Below are 15,857 nucleotides of genomic sequence, written 5' to 3' on the forward strand. Positions count from 1 at the left end.
GCCTAGGACATCGCCCTTTCACGGCGGTAACCGGGGTTCGAATCCCCGTAGGGACGCCATATTCGAGATTGATTCTTTCTAAAGTCATCTCACAAAAAAGCCCAAGCATTATGACTTGGGCTTTTTTATTGCTTGTCTATTTACGATCAACTTCAATTAAAGCGGTCGAGGCAAAAATAGCCTGTGGCGCAATCACAGTTTCATTCAAGGGAATGTTTTTCCCATATCGCTGTTGCATGAGTTGCTTGACTTCAGGCGAACTTAAATTAAATTGCTTCAGTTTGGATAACGGAGCCAACTCAATACCTAAAGCATCATGATAGGCCTTCCAGACTATTTCTGAGCAATATAAAGCACGATTGTCCCACTCAAAATAAAGATCATAAGGCTGGCCTAAGTATTGTTCTGCGTTCTTGATCAAGTGCTGCTTTTGCTGAACAGTCAAATTCGTTTTAAAACGCTTCACCACATAATGCCGCTCTACCCCGCGATCAATCCACTGCTGAAGTGCCGTATATTTCACAGGCTGAACTGCCTCTAAAACCCATACTTTTCCATTTCTATTAACAATTAAACCCATATGGCTATAACGAGACTTGGTCGCTTTTTGTATCCCTAAACTTTGTTGAGACTTCGAGACGTGAAAAATAATATCGCCCGTTTGATAGGACATATTCGCCCATAGCAGCTGAGGACTTACCAACAGTAAAACAGCACTTAAAATCGCAACATTTCTATTTTTCATCCTAGATTTCCTTTATTCTTCTTTTATAGATACGATCAATCACTTAAAACTAAAAATATTTATGATCTTACATCATCTTCAAAACTCACGTTCACAGCGTATTCTTTGGCTACTTGAGGAACTTGAGCTGTCTTATGAACTCAAGCTGTATGATGCAACACAAGCTAGACAAACGAATCTAAAATTTCCAACGCTCGACATTTCACATGATACTCAGACGATACGACTTACGGAAAGCAGTGCAATCGTAGAATACCTATGTCAACTACAGCAGAAGTTAATCATTCAACATGACCATGCGCAGTATTGGAACTTCTGTTTTTATAGCCATTATAGCGATACCAGTCTCATGCCCAATTTGGCATTGAAACAAGTTTTCCAACACATTAAGCAACAAACACCTTTGGTTGTACGCTTTGTGAGTTTGGCCTTTCAAAGCGCCTTCAATCACGCTTATTTAAACCCTGAGCTACATCGACAACTTAAAGAAATTGATACCCACTTAAGCACGCATTCATACTTTGCTGGCGATGTGTTTAGTTATGCGGATATCTTGATGTGGTTTCCACTCTATGCGGCCAGTTATGCCACACCACAGTTTACTCAATATCACGCCATTCAATACTATTTCACCCAAATACAAAGCAGACCTGCCTTCAATGCTGCAATGGCACGTGGGCAATGGTCTGCTTCCTATTTTGAACACTATTGGTCTATCACTCAGTAATGCTATGCTTAAGCTGACTTTCTAGAGTTGACTTGCCCTTTAATCACCGCCTTTACATTGCCTTTTAAATAATTAAAAAACACTTTGAGCGGTGACAGTTTCGGATTTGGTTGATTACCTTCTGCGATATCCTTAAATTGCGCGGCATACCAGATCACTTCCATAATCGCCATTTTATCGATCATTGAAATACCGGTTTTAATCTTATCGACTGCATAACGTACATCTTGACCTGCAATTAAACGGTTGGTTACGTCAGGTTCTACCGCAAATGGACGCGCCATCCCAATAAAATCACACGCACCACTCTCTAAGGCTGCGTTCATACCCGCAGCAGTACGAAAACCACCTGTCACCATCAGCTTACACTGGACTTGTTCACGAATTTTTTCAGAAAACTCTAAGAAGTAAGCCTCACGTGCAATGGTCGACGCTTTACGTTTTTCTGGCTTCACCCCAGCCATGGCAGGTGCTTCATAGCTACCCCCTGAAATTTCAATCAAATCAATCCCAGCCGCATCAATAGCTTTAAATGTCGCAATGACATCTTCTTCAGAGATTCCACCTCGCTGAAAATCTGCTGAATTAAGTTTGACCGAAATAATAAACTGCTCTGACGTTGCCGCACGTACCGCTTTATAAATTTCCAATAAAAAACGCATGCGGTTTTCAGCAGAGCCACCCCATTGATCTTGGCGTTTATTGGTCAATGGCGATAAAAACTGACTGATGAGATAACCATGTGCACCATGTAATTGCACGCCTTCAAAGCCTGCTTTCTCACAAACTGCAGCTGAAGTTGCAAAGCGCTGGATAATATCAAGGATTTCATCTTCACGAAGCGCTCGCGGAGTTCCAAAACTCATTGCTAAAGCAGGGCTAAACGGTACTGCTGAAGGTGCAACCGTTTCCCTATTTAAACCCTTAGGACACTGACGGCCTGGATGTGACAACTGCACCAATTGCACCATGCCATGTTTTTTACCAATCGCAGCCCATTGTTTTAGTGGTTCTAAGTCACGTTCGGTTTCAATCACCACCACGCCTGGTTCATTTTTAGCTCGGAAGTCCACCATCACATTACCTGTAATGGCACAGCCTAGGCCTCCTTTTGCCCAAGCCTCATACAAGCCTAAGTGCAAATGATTCGGCTGGCCAGCATGATTGGCCAGTGCTTCACTCATTGCCCCTTTAATCATCTTATTTTTAAAATGGACCTGCCCAATGTCGATTGCGCTTGCAAGCTGGCTCATGAAAATTCATCCTTTAATATTTTTTAGTGTTTTTACTCTATGTGTTTTTTGGCTACAGTCAAGAGAATTTGACAATTCATTTTGTCAAAATTTCTGATCTTTTATTTAGAATAATGATTTTACTGATACTGACTGGCTTGAATCAATTGACGCGTATAGTCAGACTGCGGTTGCTCAAAAAGTTGTTCAGTGGATTGCAATTCCACCACTTTGGCATGTCGCAAAACCAAAACTTGTTGGCAGAGTGCACGTACCACTTGTAAGTCATGGCTAATAAACAAATAGCTGATACCCTGCTCGTGTTGTAGGCGGCGTAATAACGCCACAATCGAACGCTGCGTGCTTCGGTCTAAGGCCGAAGTTGGTTCATCTAAAATCAATAGTTTCGGTTGAAGCACCAAGGCTCGTGCCAAAGCCACACGCTGTCTCTGTCCACCAGATAGCTCATGCGGGTAATAGCTTTTAAATATAACTGGCAACTCCACCTGAGTTAAGACATTCTCAACACATTGCGCCCTCTCAAATGAAGACAAAGGTTTTAAAGTCAAACCTTCTGCAATGATTTGTTCAACACTCATGCGTGGATTCAAACTTGCGAACGGGTCTTGAAACACGATTTGAAAATCACCACGAAGCGGACGTAATGCCTTTTGCGAAAGTTGGTTTAAATCATGTTCTCCAAACCAGATCTGCCCTCGACTTTCAATCAGCCTTGCTACAGCCAGCGCCAAAGAACTTTTGCCTGCACCACTTTCCCCCACTACTCCCAAAGAATGCCCTTGAGCCAAACTCAAGTCCAAAGCTTCAACCGCAGCAAGATACTGTGTCGTACGATTAAACCAGCCTTTTTTAATCGGAAATTTAACCTCAAGTTGTTTTAAGCGGAGCAAAGGTGCTGCATCTTGTACATTAATGGCTTGACCAAAAGAATGATTGAGTAAGTTTTGAGTATAAGTAGACTGCGACTGCTCAAAAATCTGCGCAACCGCCCCTTGCTCTACGACCTTACCTTGATGGATGACCACGACATCATCAGCATAGTTTTTCACCAAATTGAGGTCATGGCTGATCAAAATCATGGCCATGTTATGGCGCTGTTGCAAAGACTTCAGCAAGTCTAAAATTTGAACTTGCAACATGACATCTAGCGCTGTGGTGGGTTCATCGGCAATCAAAATATCAGGCTCTTGCACCAGTGCCATGGCAATCATGACCCGCTGACGCTGCCCGCCAGACAACTCATAAGGAAAACGCTGTAACACACTTTCAGGATTTGGAATACCCACATCCTCTAGCAAGGTAATTACTCGTTGTCGCGCTTGAGCTTTCGACCAACCCTGTGACCATAAAGTCTCGGCAATGATCTTTTCCACCCGATGCAAAGAATTTAAAGCGGTCATTGGCTCTTGAAAAACCATCGCGATTTTTTGCCCACGAATCGGCCTAAGTTGCGCATCGCTCAGCTTTAATAGATTTTTTCCGTCTAATAGTACTGAGCCTTGCACTTGTAAATCTTTCGGCAATAAACCCATCAAGGCTAAAGCACTGACCGATTTTCCTGAACCGCTCTCTCCAACCAGCACCAAAGTCTGCCCAGCACGTAGTTCAAAACTGAGCTGATCGACCAATACCCGTTCTGAACTGTGAATGCTCAGGGCATTCACTTCAAGTATCGGAGCTGTTCTATTGGCGTCTAGGGTCAAATGCATCGCGCAAAGCCTCCCCGATATACATCAGCAACGCAAGCACAATAGCCAAGCTAAAAAAGCCAGACAGAGCTAACCATGGTGCATTTAAATTATTCTTGCCTTGTAACAAAAGCTCACCTAATGATGCCGCATCAGGCGGTAGGCCATAGCCCAAGAAATCCAGTGCGGTTAGCGCTGTAATATTGGCTGTTAAGATAAAAGGCAGTTGTGACAGACTCGAGCTGATTGCGTTAGGTAAAATATGCCGAAAAATAATAGCTCGGTTGGTGACACCTAAACTTCGCGCGGCACGGACATAGTCCAACTGGCGCGCCCTTAAAAACTCAGCACGTACCAGTGGAACCAAAATCGTCCAACTGAATAACAGCATGATTAAAAACAGCCAGTAAATATTTGGGCTAAACATACTGACTAAAATCATCACCATGAACAGCATGGGTAACCCGCCCCACACTTCTAAAATGCGCTGCCCGATTAAATCGACCCAACCACCGTAATAACCTTGTAGTGCACCAATCACAATGCCCAGTACAACTGAACTGAAAGTCAAAACAAAACCGAACAGCAATGAGACACGTAAGCCATATAATACTCGTGCCAAAACATCACGACCTTGGTCATCTGTCCCGAGCCAATTTTGCATCGTGGGTGGTGACGGTACTGGAACCGTCAAATCTACATTGGGGGTTTGATATGAATATCGAATCAACGGCCAAACAGCCCAACCTTTTGCCTGAATCAATTCTTGTACCACTGGGTCTTTATATTCAGTTTCAGTTTCGAAAACACCGCCAAAAGTCGTTTCAGGATAGTGTTTCAATACAGGGAAATACAAAGCATGATCATACTTAAGCAACAGCGGCTTATCATTCGCAATCAGTTCTGCAGCTAAAGACAACACGAAAACACAAAAAAATAAAATACAACAACTGAGACCGAGCCTATTTTGCTTAAATCGTTTGAAACCTGCCTGTAAAATGGGTGACATCAGCCTCTCCCTTGCGAATCAAAATGAATTCGCGGATCAATCATCTGATACAACACATCGCCAATCAGACGCAGCAGCAAGCCCAACAAAGTAAAAATGAACAATGTGCCAAAAATCACAGGATAGTCTCGTTGCACAATCGCCTCAAAGCCCAATAAACCTAAACCATCCAGATTAAATATGATCTCAATAAATAAATTGCCCACAAAGAAGTAAGCGATTAAAGCTTCAGGTAAGCCTGCTACCACAATCAATATCGCATTGCGAAACACATGACCATACAACACTTGAGACTCAGTCAGACCTTTGGAACGTGCCGTCAGCACATAAGGCTTGCTGAGTTCTTCCATAAACGAATACTTGGTGAGATAAGTCACTGTGGCAAAGCCACCAATCACCATCGCCAAAAGCGGTAAAGCCATATGCCAAAAATAATCTTTAATTTTGCCCCATAGCGACAAGTCCGCAAAATTTTCCGAGACCAAACCTTGTAAAGGGAACCATTGGAAATAAGAACCGCCTGCAAAAAATACAATCAGGAGAATTGCAAAAATAAATGCAGGAACCGCGTAAGCCACTGCCAACAGTAGCGATGTAGACTGATCAAACACCGTGCCATGCAATCGGGCTTTTTTGATGCCTAAAGGAATGGAAATTAGATAAATCAGCAAAGCACTCCACAGCCCCAAGGACACGGATACAGGTAATTTATCCTTAATCAGCGCTGTAACGGGCTGGTCTTTAAAAAAGCTCGTGCCGAACTCCAGTTGCGCGTAATTTTTCACCATTTCAAAGAAGCGTATATGCATGGGCTGATCAAAACCATAATGTGCTTTGATCTTTGCGAGCATTTCATCACTGAGTCCCTGCGCGCCTTGATAGACATTTGAGCCTCCACCTGCACCGCCCAAATTACCCAAAGTTTGCATAGCTTCCGCTTGTTGAATGGCTTGCTCAACAGGACCACCGGGTGCAATTTGGATCACAGCAAAATTGATCAGCAAAATCAAAAACAAGGTCGGAACGATCAGCAACAGCCTTTTGAATATATACATACGCATCTCAAAAACCCCTATACCAGCTTATGGCTTGGCTGCCCGACCTAAATACTGACTCACCTTTTTCGCCTGTTTGGCATCACTCCACCAATAATCCAAACCGACATGCAACTGTGGACTCCGTGCCGGTTTTTGGTACATATTCCAATAGGCATACCATTGATCCGCTTTACCATAGGTTGGAATTTGATAATAACCCGCACGCAGTAATCGATCTAAAATACGGGTTTTCACCACCACTTGCTTACGATCAGGCGCTTGAATCAACTGTTGGATCATCTGATCAATTACCGGATTTTGAATACCCGAATAATTATAATTTCCCACCTGATGGGCTGAAGCACTGCCCCACAGTTGCACCTGCTCTTTGCCTGGTGTCAGAGACTGCGGCATCGTTTGTAGGGTCATATCAAAATCTTGAGTCCGCATCCGCTCATAGTACTGCGGTGTATCAACCTGTCGAATATTCAGCCGTATTCCTAGGCGCTTTAGATGGCGAACAAAAGGCGTAATTTCACGTACAGCATCACTCGGCTGAATCAGAAATTCAAACTGAATCGGCTTATTTTTCCGATCCAACAATTGCCCTTTGGCATTATATCTATAGCCGTTTTTTAATAAAATCTGTCGTGCGATAAGCAAATTATTTCGATTGTAGCCCGATCCATCTGAAGCTGAATAACGCCAGTTCTTTAAAACACCTTCTCGCTGCACAGGATGCAATTTCGCTAAATAAGGCTTTAAAATTTTAATTTCAACAGCCGAAGGCACACCTTTGGCCTCTAATTCACTATTAGAAAAATAACTTTGTAGGCGTTGATATTGCCCATAGAACATCGCTTTGTTTTGCCATTCGAAATCGTAGGCATAGGTTAAAGCTTGGCGAAAATAAATATCTTGAAAGGGCTGACGGCGAGTATTAAACACAAAACTTTGCGTTGGAATCGGATTGAAATGCTTAAATCGATATATTTTAACGAGACCTTGTTTTACAGCGGGAAAGTTATAGGCTGTCACCCATTGTCGTGCGGACTCTTCCTCATGCAAGGTATATAAACCCGCCTTAAACGCAGTAAAAGCAATATCTTTGCTACGATAATACACATAACCCACGCGGTTAAAATTATAGCGCCCTTGGTTAACCTTTAAATCTCTGGCCCAATACTTTGGATTACGCTTATAAACAACCCGCTGCCCTGCATTGATTTTCTCTAAAAGATAAGGGCCTGAACCTAAAATCGGCTTGACTGAAGTTTGACTAAAATCTTTGCCTTGCCAGTCTTTTTTGGAATAAATTGGCATTCTGGCCACAATCAAAGGCATTTCCACATTATTTCGGGTTTTAAAATGCATTTTGACACTGTATTTGGACAACACTTCGGTCTTGGCTAAATCCGACAAATACATCTGTAAACCAAAATTGGACTTGGTTTGAAAGATATCAAAACTGAACTTTACATCGGCTGCGGTAACAGGACTGCCATCACTAAACCGTGCTTTTGGGTTTAAATGAAAAATGATCGCGTTAAAGTTTTTCGGGTCATAGCTGACCTTTTCTGCCAGCAATGGATACATCACCGCGGGCTCATCCAAAGAACTACTCATAAGTGAGTCAAATAAATAGTTGGTTCCCTCAACCGCAGTACCGCGACCATTCATGCTGTTTAAGTTATCAAAACTCCCAATGACTGCACGTGTTAATTCACCACCCTTCGGTGCCTGCACATTGGCATAAGGCAGATGATCCAATTGGCTGTATTTCGGCGTACTATAGGGTGCAATAAAAGGCATGCTCTGCAGTGCAGACCATGCCTTTAATGGAATCGCTACAAGGCTGAACAGCAAGAATGTTGTTCTAACCTTCATCGGGACTTTCTCTGAAATTGCATTTCAACTCAATACTAATTCGGCACCTTAATTACATCACCAATGCGCAACTGCGTATTCGGTTTAATGTCATTGAGCTCAGCCAATTGCGAAGTGTCCATACCATAACGACTTGCCAGTCCAATTAAGGTATCACCACGTTTCACTGTGTACTGTGAAATCAGTTTTGGAATTTGAATGGTCTGCCCAACTTGTAAGCCCGCACGCGGACTCAGATTATTTAAACTAGCAAGCTCTGACACAGACATCCCAGCACGGTTTGCAATTGAGTTTAACGACTCGCCTGACTTCACTTTATAAGCTTCAGTTGCACGGCTAGAAGTTGCTTGTGGCTTTGCTGCCACTGTTTCTGTTTTGATCGGCGCGGGATCAACATCACCTTCAATTTTCAAACGCTGACCGACACGAACATTGGCTGTACGGCTTAGGTTGTTTAATGCAGCCAAATAGTTCAGTTGCAAGTGATATTTACGCGCAATACTATTTAGGGTTTCACCCGATTTCACAACGTGAATATCGGTTGAGTTATTACTTGCAGTAGTTTGTTTTTCGACTGTTTTCGGCGTTTCAACAGCAGGCACTTCACCCGTTAATTTGAGTTTTTGACCCGCACGTAAGCCCGCTGTACGACTCATATTGTTGAGGTCAGCAATATAATCCATACCCAAATTATATTTCGAAGCAATCGCAGTTAATGAGTCTCCAGACTGAACGGTATAAGTATCTGGCACGCTTGAACCCGCAGGGATCTTAATACTTTGACCCACTTGCAAGCCGCTATTGGTTGAAAGATTATTGAGATCAGCTAGCTCCGACAGGCTCATCTTCGACTGTGATGCAATGCTATACAAAGTATCACCACGTTGTACTTTATAACTTTCAACTTTGAACTGTGGCTCAGCTTTGACTGGAGATGCTTTGGCACTACTTGTCGTTAAGCTTTTGACATCATTGAGTGGCACATTAATTTTTTGTCCCACCAACAGGTTGCTGCCCGCATTTAAACCCGGTGTTAAATCTGCCAATTCTTGATTTGACAACGCATAACGGTCTGCAATCAGTTTCAGATATTCGCCACGTTTCACCGTATACGACTGAGTTGCTACTTTAGTTTGGCTCGTAGCTTTCTCATCGTTAGTTTTTGCTCGCGATTGTGCTGTTTCTTTTAAGGAAAGCTTTTGTCCCACACGTACGCCACTGGTCACACTTAAACCGTTATAGTCAGCCAACTGTTTTAAGCTTAAACCAAACTCATCCGCAATCCCTGTTAAGGTATCATTGGCACGAACAGTATAACTCTCAGGTTTAGTCTCAGCTTTTACGGTAGAACGTACTTCTATTTTTTCAGCTTGTGGTTTTGCATCATATAAATAAATCGATGTACCGACATAAAGTGTGGCATTCGCATCCATTTGGTTCCACTTCGCCACATCACGCCAGTTCACCCCATTTTTGGCAGCAATCAGCGCCAAAGTATCACCCGGTTGTACGGTATAAGTTGAACGTTTACCTTTTGGCGGCACAATCACAATTTCAGAGTCAGTCTTAACAAAATTTTTGCCTTGATTACGCTTCACTTCATCTGAATCTAAACGGGTATTGTCAGCCACAGACTTTGGATAAGCAAAACCTTTGGTTAACTCTTTGCCTTGCAGTTCAGCCACTGACTGACTGGTTTGAATTGCGGTGAGCTTAATTTTACCATCCAGAGGATCTACAATTTCTGTGCCTTGAGGGGCTAAAGCCTGAATTTCAGCTACCACTTCAGCTTGCTCTGCTTTCGTCGCAACTGGTTTCAGAACTTCATCGACAGTTTTGCTTTGACCTTCAGCTTGAATTGCCGCGGTTAACTGCTCACGTTCTGCTGCTGAAATTGGTGGTTCAACGGAAACTGGTTTCACTGGGGTCGCTGGCGTAACCGCAACTGGAATACGCGGCGCACTTGGAATATCGCTATTAGCAGCAAAAGCAGCCAGTGCATTAGACCCTTTAGGCGTTGAACCACGGGTAGGCGTCGCAATAGCCGTACTGCTCGACGACGTCACTGTAGACGAAGTGGCAGGCTTTCCTGTTGTGGTTTTTGTTGTTGTCGTCGCTAAAACAGGTGGTGTAGTTTTCGACGGTGTGATCGCTTTGGTGTTCAACGTCGGCGGTTCAATTTTGCTTGGTTGAATCGTTTGGTTATTTTCAGGCAGTTTGGTATTTGCAGATGCCCACAAGCCGCCTGAACCACCCTGTAATTTTTTCAAACGTACATCCACTGAAGGACTCAAATCCGCAGGAATTAAAATCCGCATTGGACTTGCACCATCAATCCATTCACCGCGGTGTCCCGGATTTAACTGATACAGCTCGGCACGACTTAAACCTGTAATCGACGCAACTTCATTTAGACTCACCGCGCCCACAGTGACTTCTCTAAAGTGTGGACGGTTGGCAATCGGTGGTAAATTGATGTTGTAGGCATTTGGATTTTTAATGATCTGCGCAACCGCCAAGAACCGTGGCACATAGTTCATGGTTTCTTCAGGCAGTTTTAATGACCAATAATCTGTCGGCAAACCTGCGGCTTTATTACGGTTAATTGCTTGTTGAATACGGCCCGGACCTGCGTTATAAGCCGCTAGCGCAAGTTCCCACGAACCAAACTGGTTATATAAACTGCCCAAGAACTCATACGCAGCACGCGTTGACTCGACCACATCACGGCGACCGTCGTATTGGCTACTTTGTTTTAAGCCATAAATACGTCCCGTACTTGGAATAAACTGCCATAAGCCCGCAGCCGCAGCACTACTGGTTGCAGCGGGGTCATACGAACTTTCAATCACAGGTAGTAGAGCCAGCTCTGTTGGTAAACCGCGACGCTCAGCTTCTTTAACAGTGTGATATAAATAACGTGAAGCACGTGCACTTAAACGATCCAAATACGGTTGGCGTGAAATAAACCACCCACGCTGAGCATCAATACGCGGATTCCAATGATCGGTGTTCATTTTAAAACCCACGGTCATACGCTTCCAGACGTCACCGTGCTTTAACACCAACAGTCGGTCCCCTTCCACCGCACGCATGTCGGTTGCAGAAAGTAAATCTTCTAAAGAATCTAGGCTGTTTGCATCTAGGTAGTTTGATCCTACTTGTTTGGATTTAGATGTTTGCGTTGCACTTTGCGTCGAGGAGCAACCAGCCAGTCCAAGTGTCGCGAGAGCTGAACCGAGTACTGTAATTTTAAATAATGTCGGTAACATCGGTTGGCCAAAAATGGCAGCTGACTTATACATAAGAAAATCCAAACAACTCGTATAAAATTTATTTTTTAGATCTGCCATTGTAGTAAAGCACGCCGCAGACACAAGGCGTTAATTTAACTTGAAATCAGTATAAATGTTACAAGAAATTAAAAAAGCTGCATCTTATACACTTCTCTAGTGCATTTGCGTTATACAATGGTGCCCGCTTAGTTTTAATTTTCAGTTTACGGAAGTTGTGTATGTCACAAACAATTACCCTGTATGTCGATGGTGCTTGTCGTGGAAACCCTGGTCTTGGGGGATGGGGCGCGTACATTATTACAGAAACTGAAGAACATAAACTGTGTGGCGGTGAAGACAACACCACCAATAACCGTATGGAACTTACCGCGGCCATTGAAGGCATTCTTTTTTGCCCAACCGATGCAAAGTTGGTAGTCTGGACAGATTCAACCTATGTCAAACGCGGTATTACCGAGTGGATTACGGGTTGGAAAAAGAAGAACTGGAAAGATGTTAAAAACCCAGATTTGTGGAAAAAACTCGACGCAACCTGCCAAGGCCGTGATATCGACTGGCATTGGGTCAAAGGCCATGCAGGTCATGAAGGTAACGAAATGGCAGATCAATTGGCGAACCTCGGCGCCGATCAAACACAGGCTCAACTTCGTCAGTCAAAAACAGCGACAACAGAACCGTCTGTAGATAAAAAAAAAGTTGAACCAGACTGGTTGTTAAACGACCCTTTTGGTTTGGGTTTCGATGACGAAGAAGCCGATGACAGCGAAGATTTAGCCGAAAGCGAAGCAGAACAAGAGCCAAGTTTAGTCGCTGAACCAGAACTTGCTACAACGGTGCCTTCTATTGAACAAATGCCTGAAGTTGCGGCAAGTGTGGATTTAACACAACTCAAACAACATCCACAAATTGTGATTACTCCACGTAAGGTTGAGGTCTTTGGACCTCGACAGCTCATCCTCGATACAGAGACCACCGGTTTTTATTATCAAGATGGCGATCGCATTATTGAAGTTGGTGCGATTGAAATGGTCAATCGAAAGCTCACAGGCAGCTCGATTCATATCTACATCAATCCGAAAAAACCTGTGGGCGACTCTGAAAATGTCCACGGGATCTCTGATGACTTTTTAAAAGATAAACCGCTGTATCAAGAGATTGCAGACACTTTATTTGCCTATCTCAAAGGTGCGGAAATCATTGCGCATAATGCAAGCTTCGATATGAACTTCTTAGACATGGAGTTCAAGCGTGCAGGATTTGTTGCGCTTACTGAAGTTTGTGCAGTGACAGATACCCTCGCGATGGCAAAATCTAAGCATCCGGGACAAAAAAACTCACTCGATGCCTTAGTTCGCCGTTACGAAATTCCACAGCGTGACCGTACCTTCCACGGGGCCTTATTGGATGCTGAAATTCTAGCCGACGTTTACTTGGCTATGACAGGTGGTCAGGTTTCCTTTGATATGGATGCCCTGTCACATAGTGAACAACAAAATGGGCAAAGTCAGCGTCAAACACTGGATATTGAACTGGCGGTAATTCACCCTTCAGCCGAAGAACTTGAAGCACATGAGACTTGGGTCAAACAATACCAAGAAAAACATGGCACACCCTGCCTTTTTGCCAAATAAATTCTAAAGTTTTTGTTAACTTTTGTATTACAAGATTTTTCAGTTAGGCTATAGTGATGAACAAGTTGCTATGCCTTCTTTGGGCCGCATATAAACACGATAAAACACTAGGATAGGTGCAGATCAATGTCTTACCAAACCTCTATTCATTTTGATCCAACGGCGCTGCTGATAATAAAAAATGAAGTGGATAACTCCATTAAGCTGGTTGAATCAGCTGTGAGCACCTTAGCAGAAGATCAGACTTTACCTTTTGGAATTGACGATGCATTAAACCAATTTGAGCAGTGTGCTCAAGTGCTTGCATTGATTGATATGTCAAGCTTGGCCAAAATTGCTGAATATTCCGCAGAACTTATGCGCAAGATCATGGGGAATCCTGCACAGATTAATACGCAAGATGTGATTGCACTCAGCGAAGGCACGACCATGCTGAAGCGCTATATTGAGTTCATTTGCTTAAGAGAAGTGAAAATTCCACAGTTTTTACTCGATACCTTAAACCGTCTTGAAGTTGCATTAGCAAAGCCTTTAACGCAAGAAGGTCAGCACATCGAGTCCTTACTAGACTGTATCACCCCAGATTTCAACCTCCCTCAAGCGCCAAGTCTTGAAAAATCTCAATATGTTCACCGCCTGTACAAGCTGTCTTTAAGTCAAATGTTGAAACAAGAAGAAAGCGAACTTGATTTACAAGCAATGAAATTGGTGGGCACTTATTTAGCGGGTCTAGCAGAACAAACGCCGAGTAAACAGTATTGGAACTTGGTCTATGTTGCACTCAATCAAATTGAACAATTGCTCATTAATGAACCACGTTTACGTACTTTGATTAGCATCGAACGTAACATTGCGCAGTTCTTTACTGCGCCTGAACGTTTCAAAGCCAGCCTCACCGATCTTGCCAACATTCTCAGCTTATGTATCAGCCAAGAAGACGAAGTATCCCAACACATCCGTGGCAAACTCAATATTGGCGACGACCTGCTCACAGATACGCAGCTGCAAGTTTTCAGTCGTCATCTGTATGGCCCTGATTTCGACACGATGCATACCATTAGTGATTTGGTAACCACTGAAATGTCACAAATCCGCAATGACATTGAGTACAACTATCAAAACATGACGCCTGAGAAGACCCAAGAGCTCCAAGCAAAACTGGTCGATTTGGCGAACATCTTCAAAGTGTTGAACTTAAATGAAGCGTATAATGACTTAAACCGTCAAGCAGCATCACTTAGTCAAGCAGATATGCTGAAAGATGAAGGTTTTGCGCAGCAGTTGATGAACGTGATCTTGTCGGCAATGAACTCCATTGGCGTGCTAGAACGTCACCATACTTCAAGCCGCCTACAGCTTCGTGTCAACAACATGAATATATCACTAGACCGTTTAGATGAAGCCCATGCTGCTTTATTGACTGAGGCTAAAACGTCTATTGACTTAAGTAGTCAAGCTTTGGCGCAATATCAGGAAGAGCAAGATTTAGCTGCACTTGAGAATACTCCTGCGCAACTACGTGAAGTTGCGGGCGCAATGTTGTTTTTAGGCGCAGAAAATGGTCAAACCGCCCTGAATATTTCAGCAGATTTTGTGCAACAACAAATCACGGCTGAAACTGCGCTCACTGCTGCTCAGGTGAATCATGTACTTGATGCTCTCGCAAGTGCAGATATGCTGATTGATAACTTAAAAAACAAACAGCCTGTATTACACAGTATGTTTGATGTAGCATTGAACAGTAGCCAAAAACTAAAGACTGTTGCCTAATGTCAGAACTTTCACTTGCTTATATTTTCTACCAACAACAATTGTTGGTGGATCATAACTTTCAATTGCCTCGTGTAGAAAAGCTAGCAAGTGATTTAAGTTTTCACTCGGGTGATCAAGTGATTGCCCGAGACCTGCTAGACAATGAGCCTATTCCTGAAGGCTTAGAACTCATCCCAATTCGCCAGTTGCTTCCACTTTGGAGCACCGCACAATTCGAGCAGGCCAGCCGAGCTATTCAACTGCTAGAATGGCGTCGCAATCATAAATTTTGTAGTCATTGCGGCCATGCCACAGAAGCACATACCAGCGAATATGCCATGATCTGTCCTGCCTGCGGTTATCATCAGTATCCACGGGTACAACCCTGTGTCATCACCGTCATTACACGAGGTGAAGATGAGATTCTGTTGGCAAAAAATGCACGTAATATCCGTAGTAATATGTATGGTTTGATTGCAGGCTTTGTTGAAGTCGGTGAAACCTTAGAAGAAGCGGTACGCCGCGAAACCTTGGAAGAAGTCGGCATTCAAGTTAAAAATGTTCAATACTTAGCGAGTCAGCCTTGGCCTTTCCCTAGTAACTTAATGATTGCGTTTAAAGCAGAATACGCATCGGGTGAGCTTTGCTTACAAGAAGAAGAAATCAGCGATGCCCAATTCTTTAAGTTTGATCAATTGCCTGAAATTCCGTTCAAAGGCAGTATTGCACATGCCATGATCATGCATGCGACAGAAGGCACAACGGTCGCAGATGATACACGTGAGTGGCTGTAAGCTCACTCACCATCTCTACAACAAATACACTTTAAAAC

At 43.4% G+C, this 15,857-nt stretch carries 11 protein-coding genes; 4 read left to right on the forward strand and 7 right to left on the reverse strand.

Annotation, left to right across the window (positions count from 1 at the left end; all coding sequences use genetic code 11):
- Positions 1-136: 136 nt before the first annotated feature.
- A complete protein-coding gene (locus tag PTT44_RS10070) occupies positions 137-745 on the reverse strand; it encodes a YiiX family permuted papain-like enzyme (protein WP_168159112.1) in 609 nt (202 codons plus the stop codon).
- Between the two features lie 61 nt (positions 746-806).
- On the opposite strand from PTT44_RS10070, the gene PTT44_RS10075 reads away from it, so the two are divergent.
- A complete protein-coding gene (locus PTT44_RS10075) occupies positions 807-1,472 on the forward strand; it encodes a glutathione binding-like protein (RefSeq protein WP_168159113.1) in 666 nt (221 codons plus the stop codon).
- Between the two features lie 8 nt (positions 1,473-1,480).
- On the opposite strand, the gene PTT44_RS10080 is transcribed toward PTT44_RS10075, so the two are convergent.
- The 6 genes from PTT44_RS10080 to PTT44_RS10105 all read right to left on the reverse strand — a co-directional run bounded on the left by PTT44_RS10080 (position 1,481) and on the right by PTT44_RS10105 (position 11,651).
- Positions 1,481-2,725, reverse strand: a complete 1,245-nt coding sequence (locus PTT44_RS10080) for an NADH:flavin oxidoreductase/NADH oxidase family protein (protein ID WP_168159114.1) — start codon at positions 2,723-2,725, stop codon at positions 1,481-1,483.
- 119 nt (positions 2,726-2,844) lie between these two features.
- Positions 2,845-4,434, reverse strand: a complete 1,590-nt coding sequence (locus PTT44_RS10085; RefSeq protein WP_168159115.1) for an ABC transporter ATP-binding protein — start codon at positions 4,432-4,434, stop codon at positions 2,845-2,847.
- Entirely contained in the window at positions 4,409-5,422 is a 1,014-nt protein-coding gene (locus PTT44_RS10090) for an ABC transporter permease (RefSeq protein ID WP_168159116.1), read from the reverse strand. The genes PTT44_RS10085 and PTT44_RS10090 overlap by 26 nt, the downstream gene beginning before the upstream one ends.
- Positions 5,422-6,483, reverse strand: a complete 1,062-nt coding sequence (gene yejB, locus PTT44_RS10095; RefSeq protein WP_168159117.1) for a microcin C ABC transporter permease YejB — start codon at positions 6,481-6,483, stop codon at positions 5,422-5,424. The genes PTT44_RS10090 and yejB overlap by 1 nt, the downstream gene beginning before the upstream one ends.
- A 21-nt stretch (positions 6,484-6,504) precedes the next feature.
- Positions 6,505-8,346, reverse strand: a complete 1,842-nt coding sequence (locus PTT44_RS10100; RefSeq protein ID WP_273795630.1) for an extracellular solute-binding protein — start codon at positions 8,344-8,346, stop codon at positions 6,505-6,507.
- Between the two features lie 35 nt (positions 8,347-8,381).
- The gene (locus PTT44_RS10105; RefSeq protein WP_168159119.1) at positions 8,382-11,651 is read right to left on the reverse strand and encodes a LysM peptidoglycan-binding domain-containing protein; all 3,270 of its coding nucleotides are present in this window, start codon (positions 11,649-11,651) and stop codon (positions 8,382-8,384) included.
- Positions 11,652-11,860: 209 nt separating this feature from the next.
- On the opposite strand from PTT44_RS10105, the gene dnaQ reads away from it, so the two are divergent.
- The 3 genes from dnaQ (at position 11,861) to nudC (ending at position 15,819) form a co-directional block, all read left to right on the forward strand.
- Positions 11,861-13,273 (forward strand): DNA polymerase III subunit epsilon, encoded by a 1,413-nt coding sequence (gene dnaQ / locus PTT44_RS10110; protein ID WP_168159120.1) that lies wholly within the window; start codon positions 11,861-11,863, stop codon positions 13,271-13,273.
- Positions 13,274-13,399: 126 nt separating this feature from the next.
- On the forward strand, positions 13,400-15,043 hold the full coding sequence (locus PTT44_RS10115; RefSeq protein ID WP_168159121.1) for a chemotaxis protein: 1,644 nt from the start codon (positions 13,400-13,402) through the stop codon (positions 15,041-15,043).
- Positions 15,043-15,819, forward strand: coding sequence for an NAD(+) diphosphatase (gene nudC / locus PTT44_RS10120; RefSeq protein ID WP_168159122.1), 777 nt, complete (start codon positions 15,043-15,045; stop codon positions 15,817-15,819). Before PTT44_RS10115 ends, nudC begins: the two co-directional genes overlap by 1 nt.
- Positions 15,820-15,857 lie beyond the last annotated feature (38 nt).

Source organism: Acinetobacter sp. Gutcm_16 (assembly GCF_028649355.1).
Taxonomy (GTDB): domain Bacteria; phylum Pseudomonadota; class Gammaproteobacteria; order Pseudomonadales; family Moraxellaceae; genus Acinetobacter; species Acinetobacter johnsonii.

Coding starts and splice junctions, on each gene's coding strand:
- PTT44_RS10070 (WP_168159112.1), bottom strand. CDS start 745: ATGAAAAATAGAAATGTTGCGATTTTAAGTGCTGTTTTACTGTTGGTA.
- PTT44_RS10075 (WP_168159113.1), top strand. CDS start 807: ATGATCTTACATCATCTTCAAAACTCACGTTCACAGCGTATTCTTTGG.
- PTT44_RS10080 (WP_168159114.1), bottom strand. CDS start 2,725: ATGAGCCAGCTTGCAAGCGCAATCGACATTGGGCAGGTCCATTTTAAA.
- PTT44_RS10085 (WP_168159115.1), bottom strand. CDS start 4,434: ATGCATTTGACCCTAGACGCCAATAGAACAGCTCCGATACTTGAAGTG.
- PTT44_RS10090 (WP_168159116.1), bottom strand. CDS start 5,422: ATGTCACCCATTTTACAGGCAGGTTTCAAACGATTTAAGCAAAATAGG.
- yejB (WP_168159117.1), bottom strand. CDS start 6,483: ATGCGTATGTATATATTCAAAAGGCTGTTGCTGATCGTTCCGACCTTG.
- PTT44_RS10100 (WP_273795630.1), bottom strand. CDS start 8,346: ATGAAGGTTAGAACAACATTCTTGCTGTTCAGCCTTGTAGCGATTCCA.
- PTT44_RS10105 (WP_168159119.1), bottom strand. CDS start 11,651: ATGTATAAGTCAGCTGCCATTTTTGGCCAACCGATGTTACCGACATTA.
- dnaQ (WP_168159120.1), top strand. CDS start 11,861: ATGTCACAAACAATTACCCTGTATGTCGATGGTGCTTGTCGTGGAAAC.
- PTT44_RS10115 (WP_168159121.1), top strand. CDS start 13,400: ATGTCTTACCAAACCTCTATTCATTTTGATCCAACGGCGCTGCTGATA.
- nudC (WP_168159122.1), top strand. CDS start 15,043: ATGTCAGAACTTTCACTTGCTTATATTTTCTACCAACAACAATTGTTG.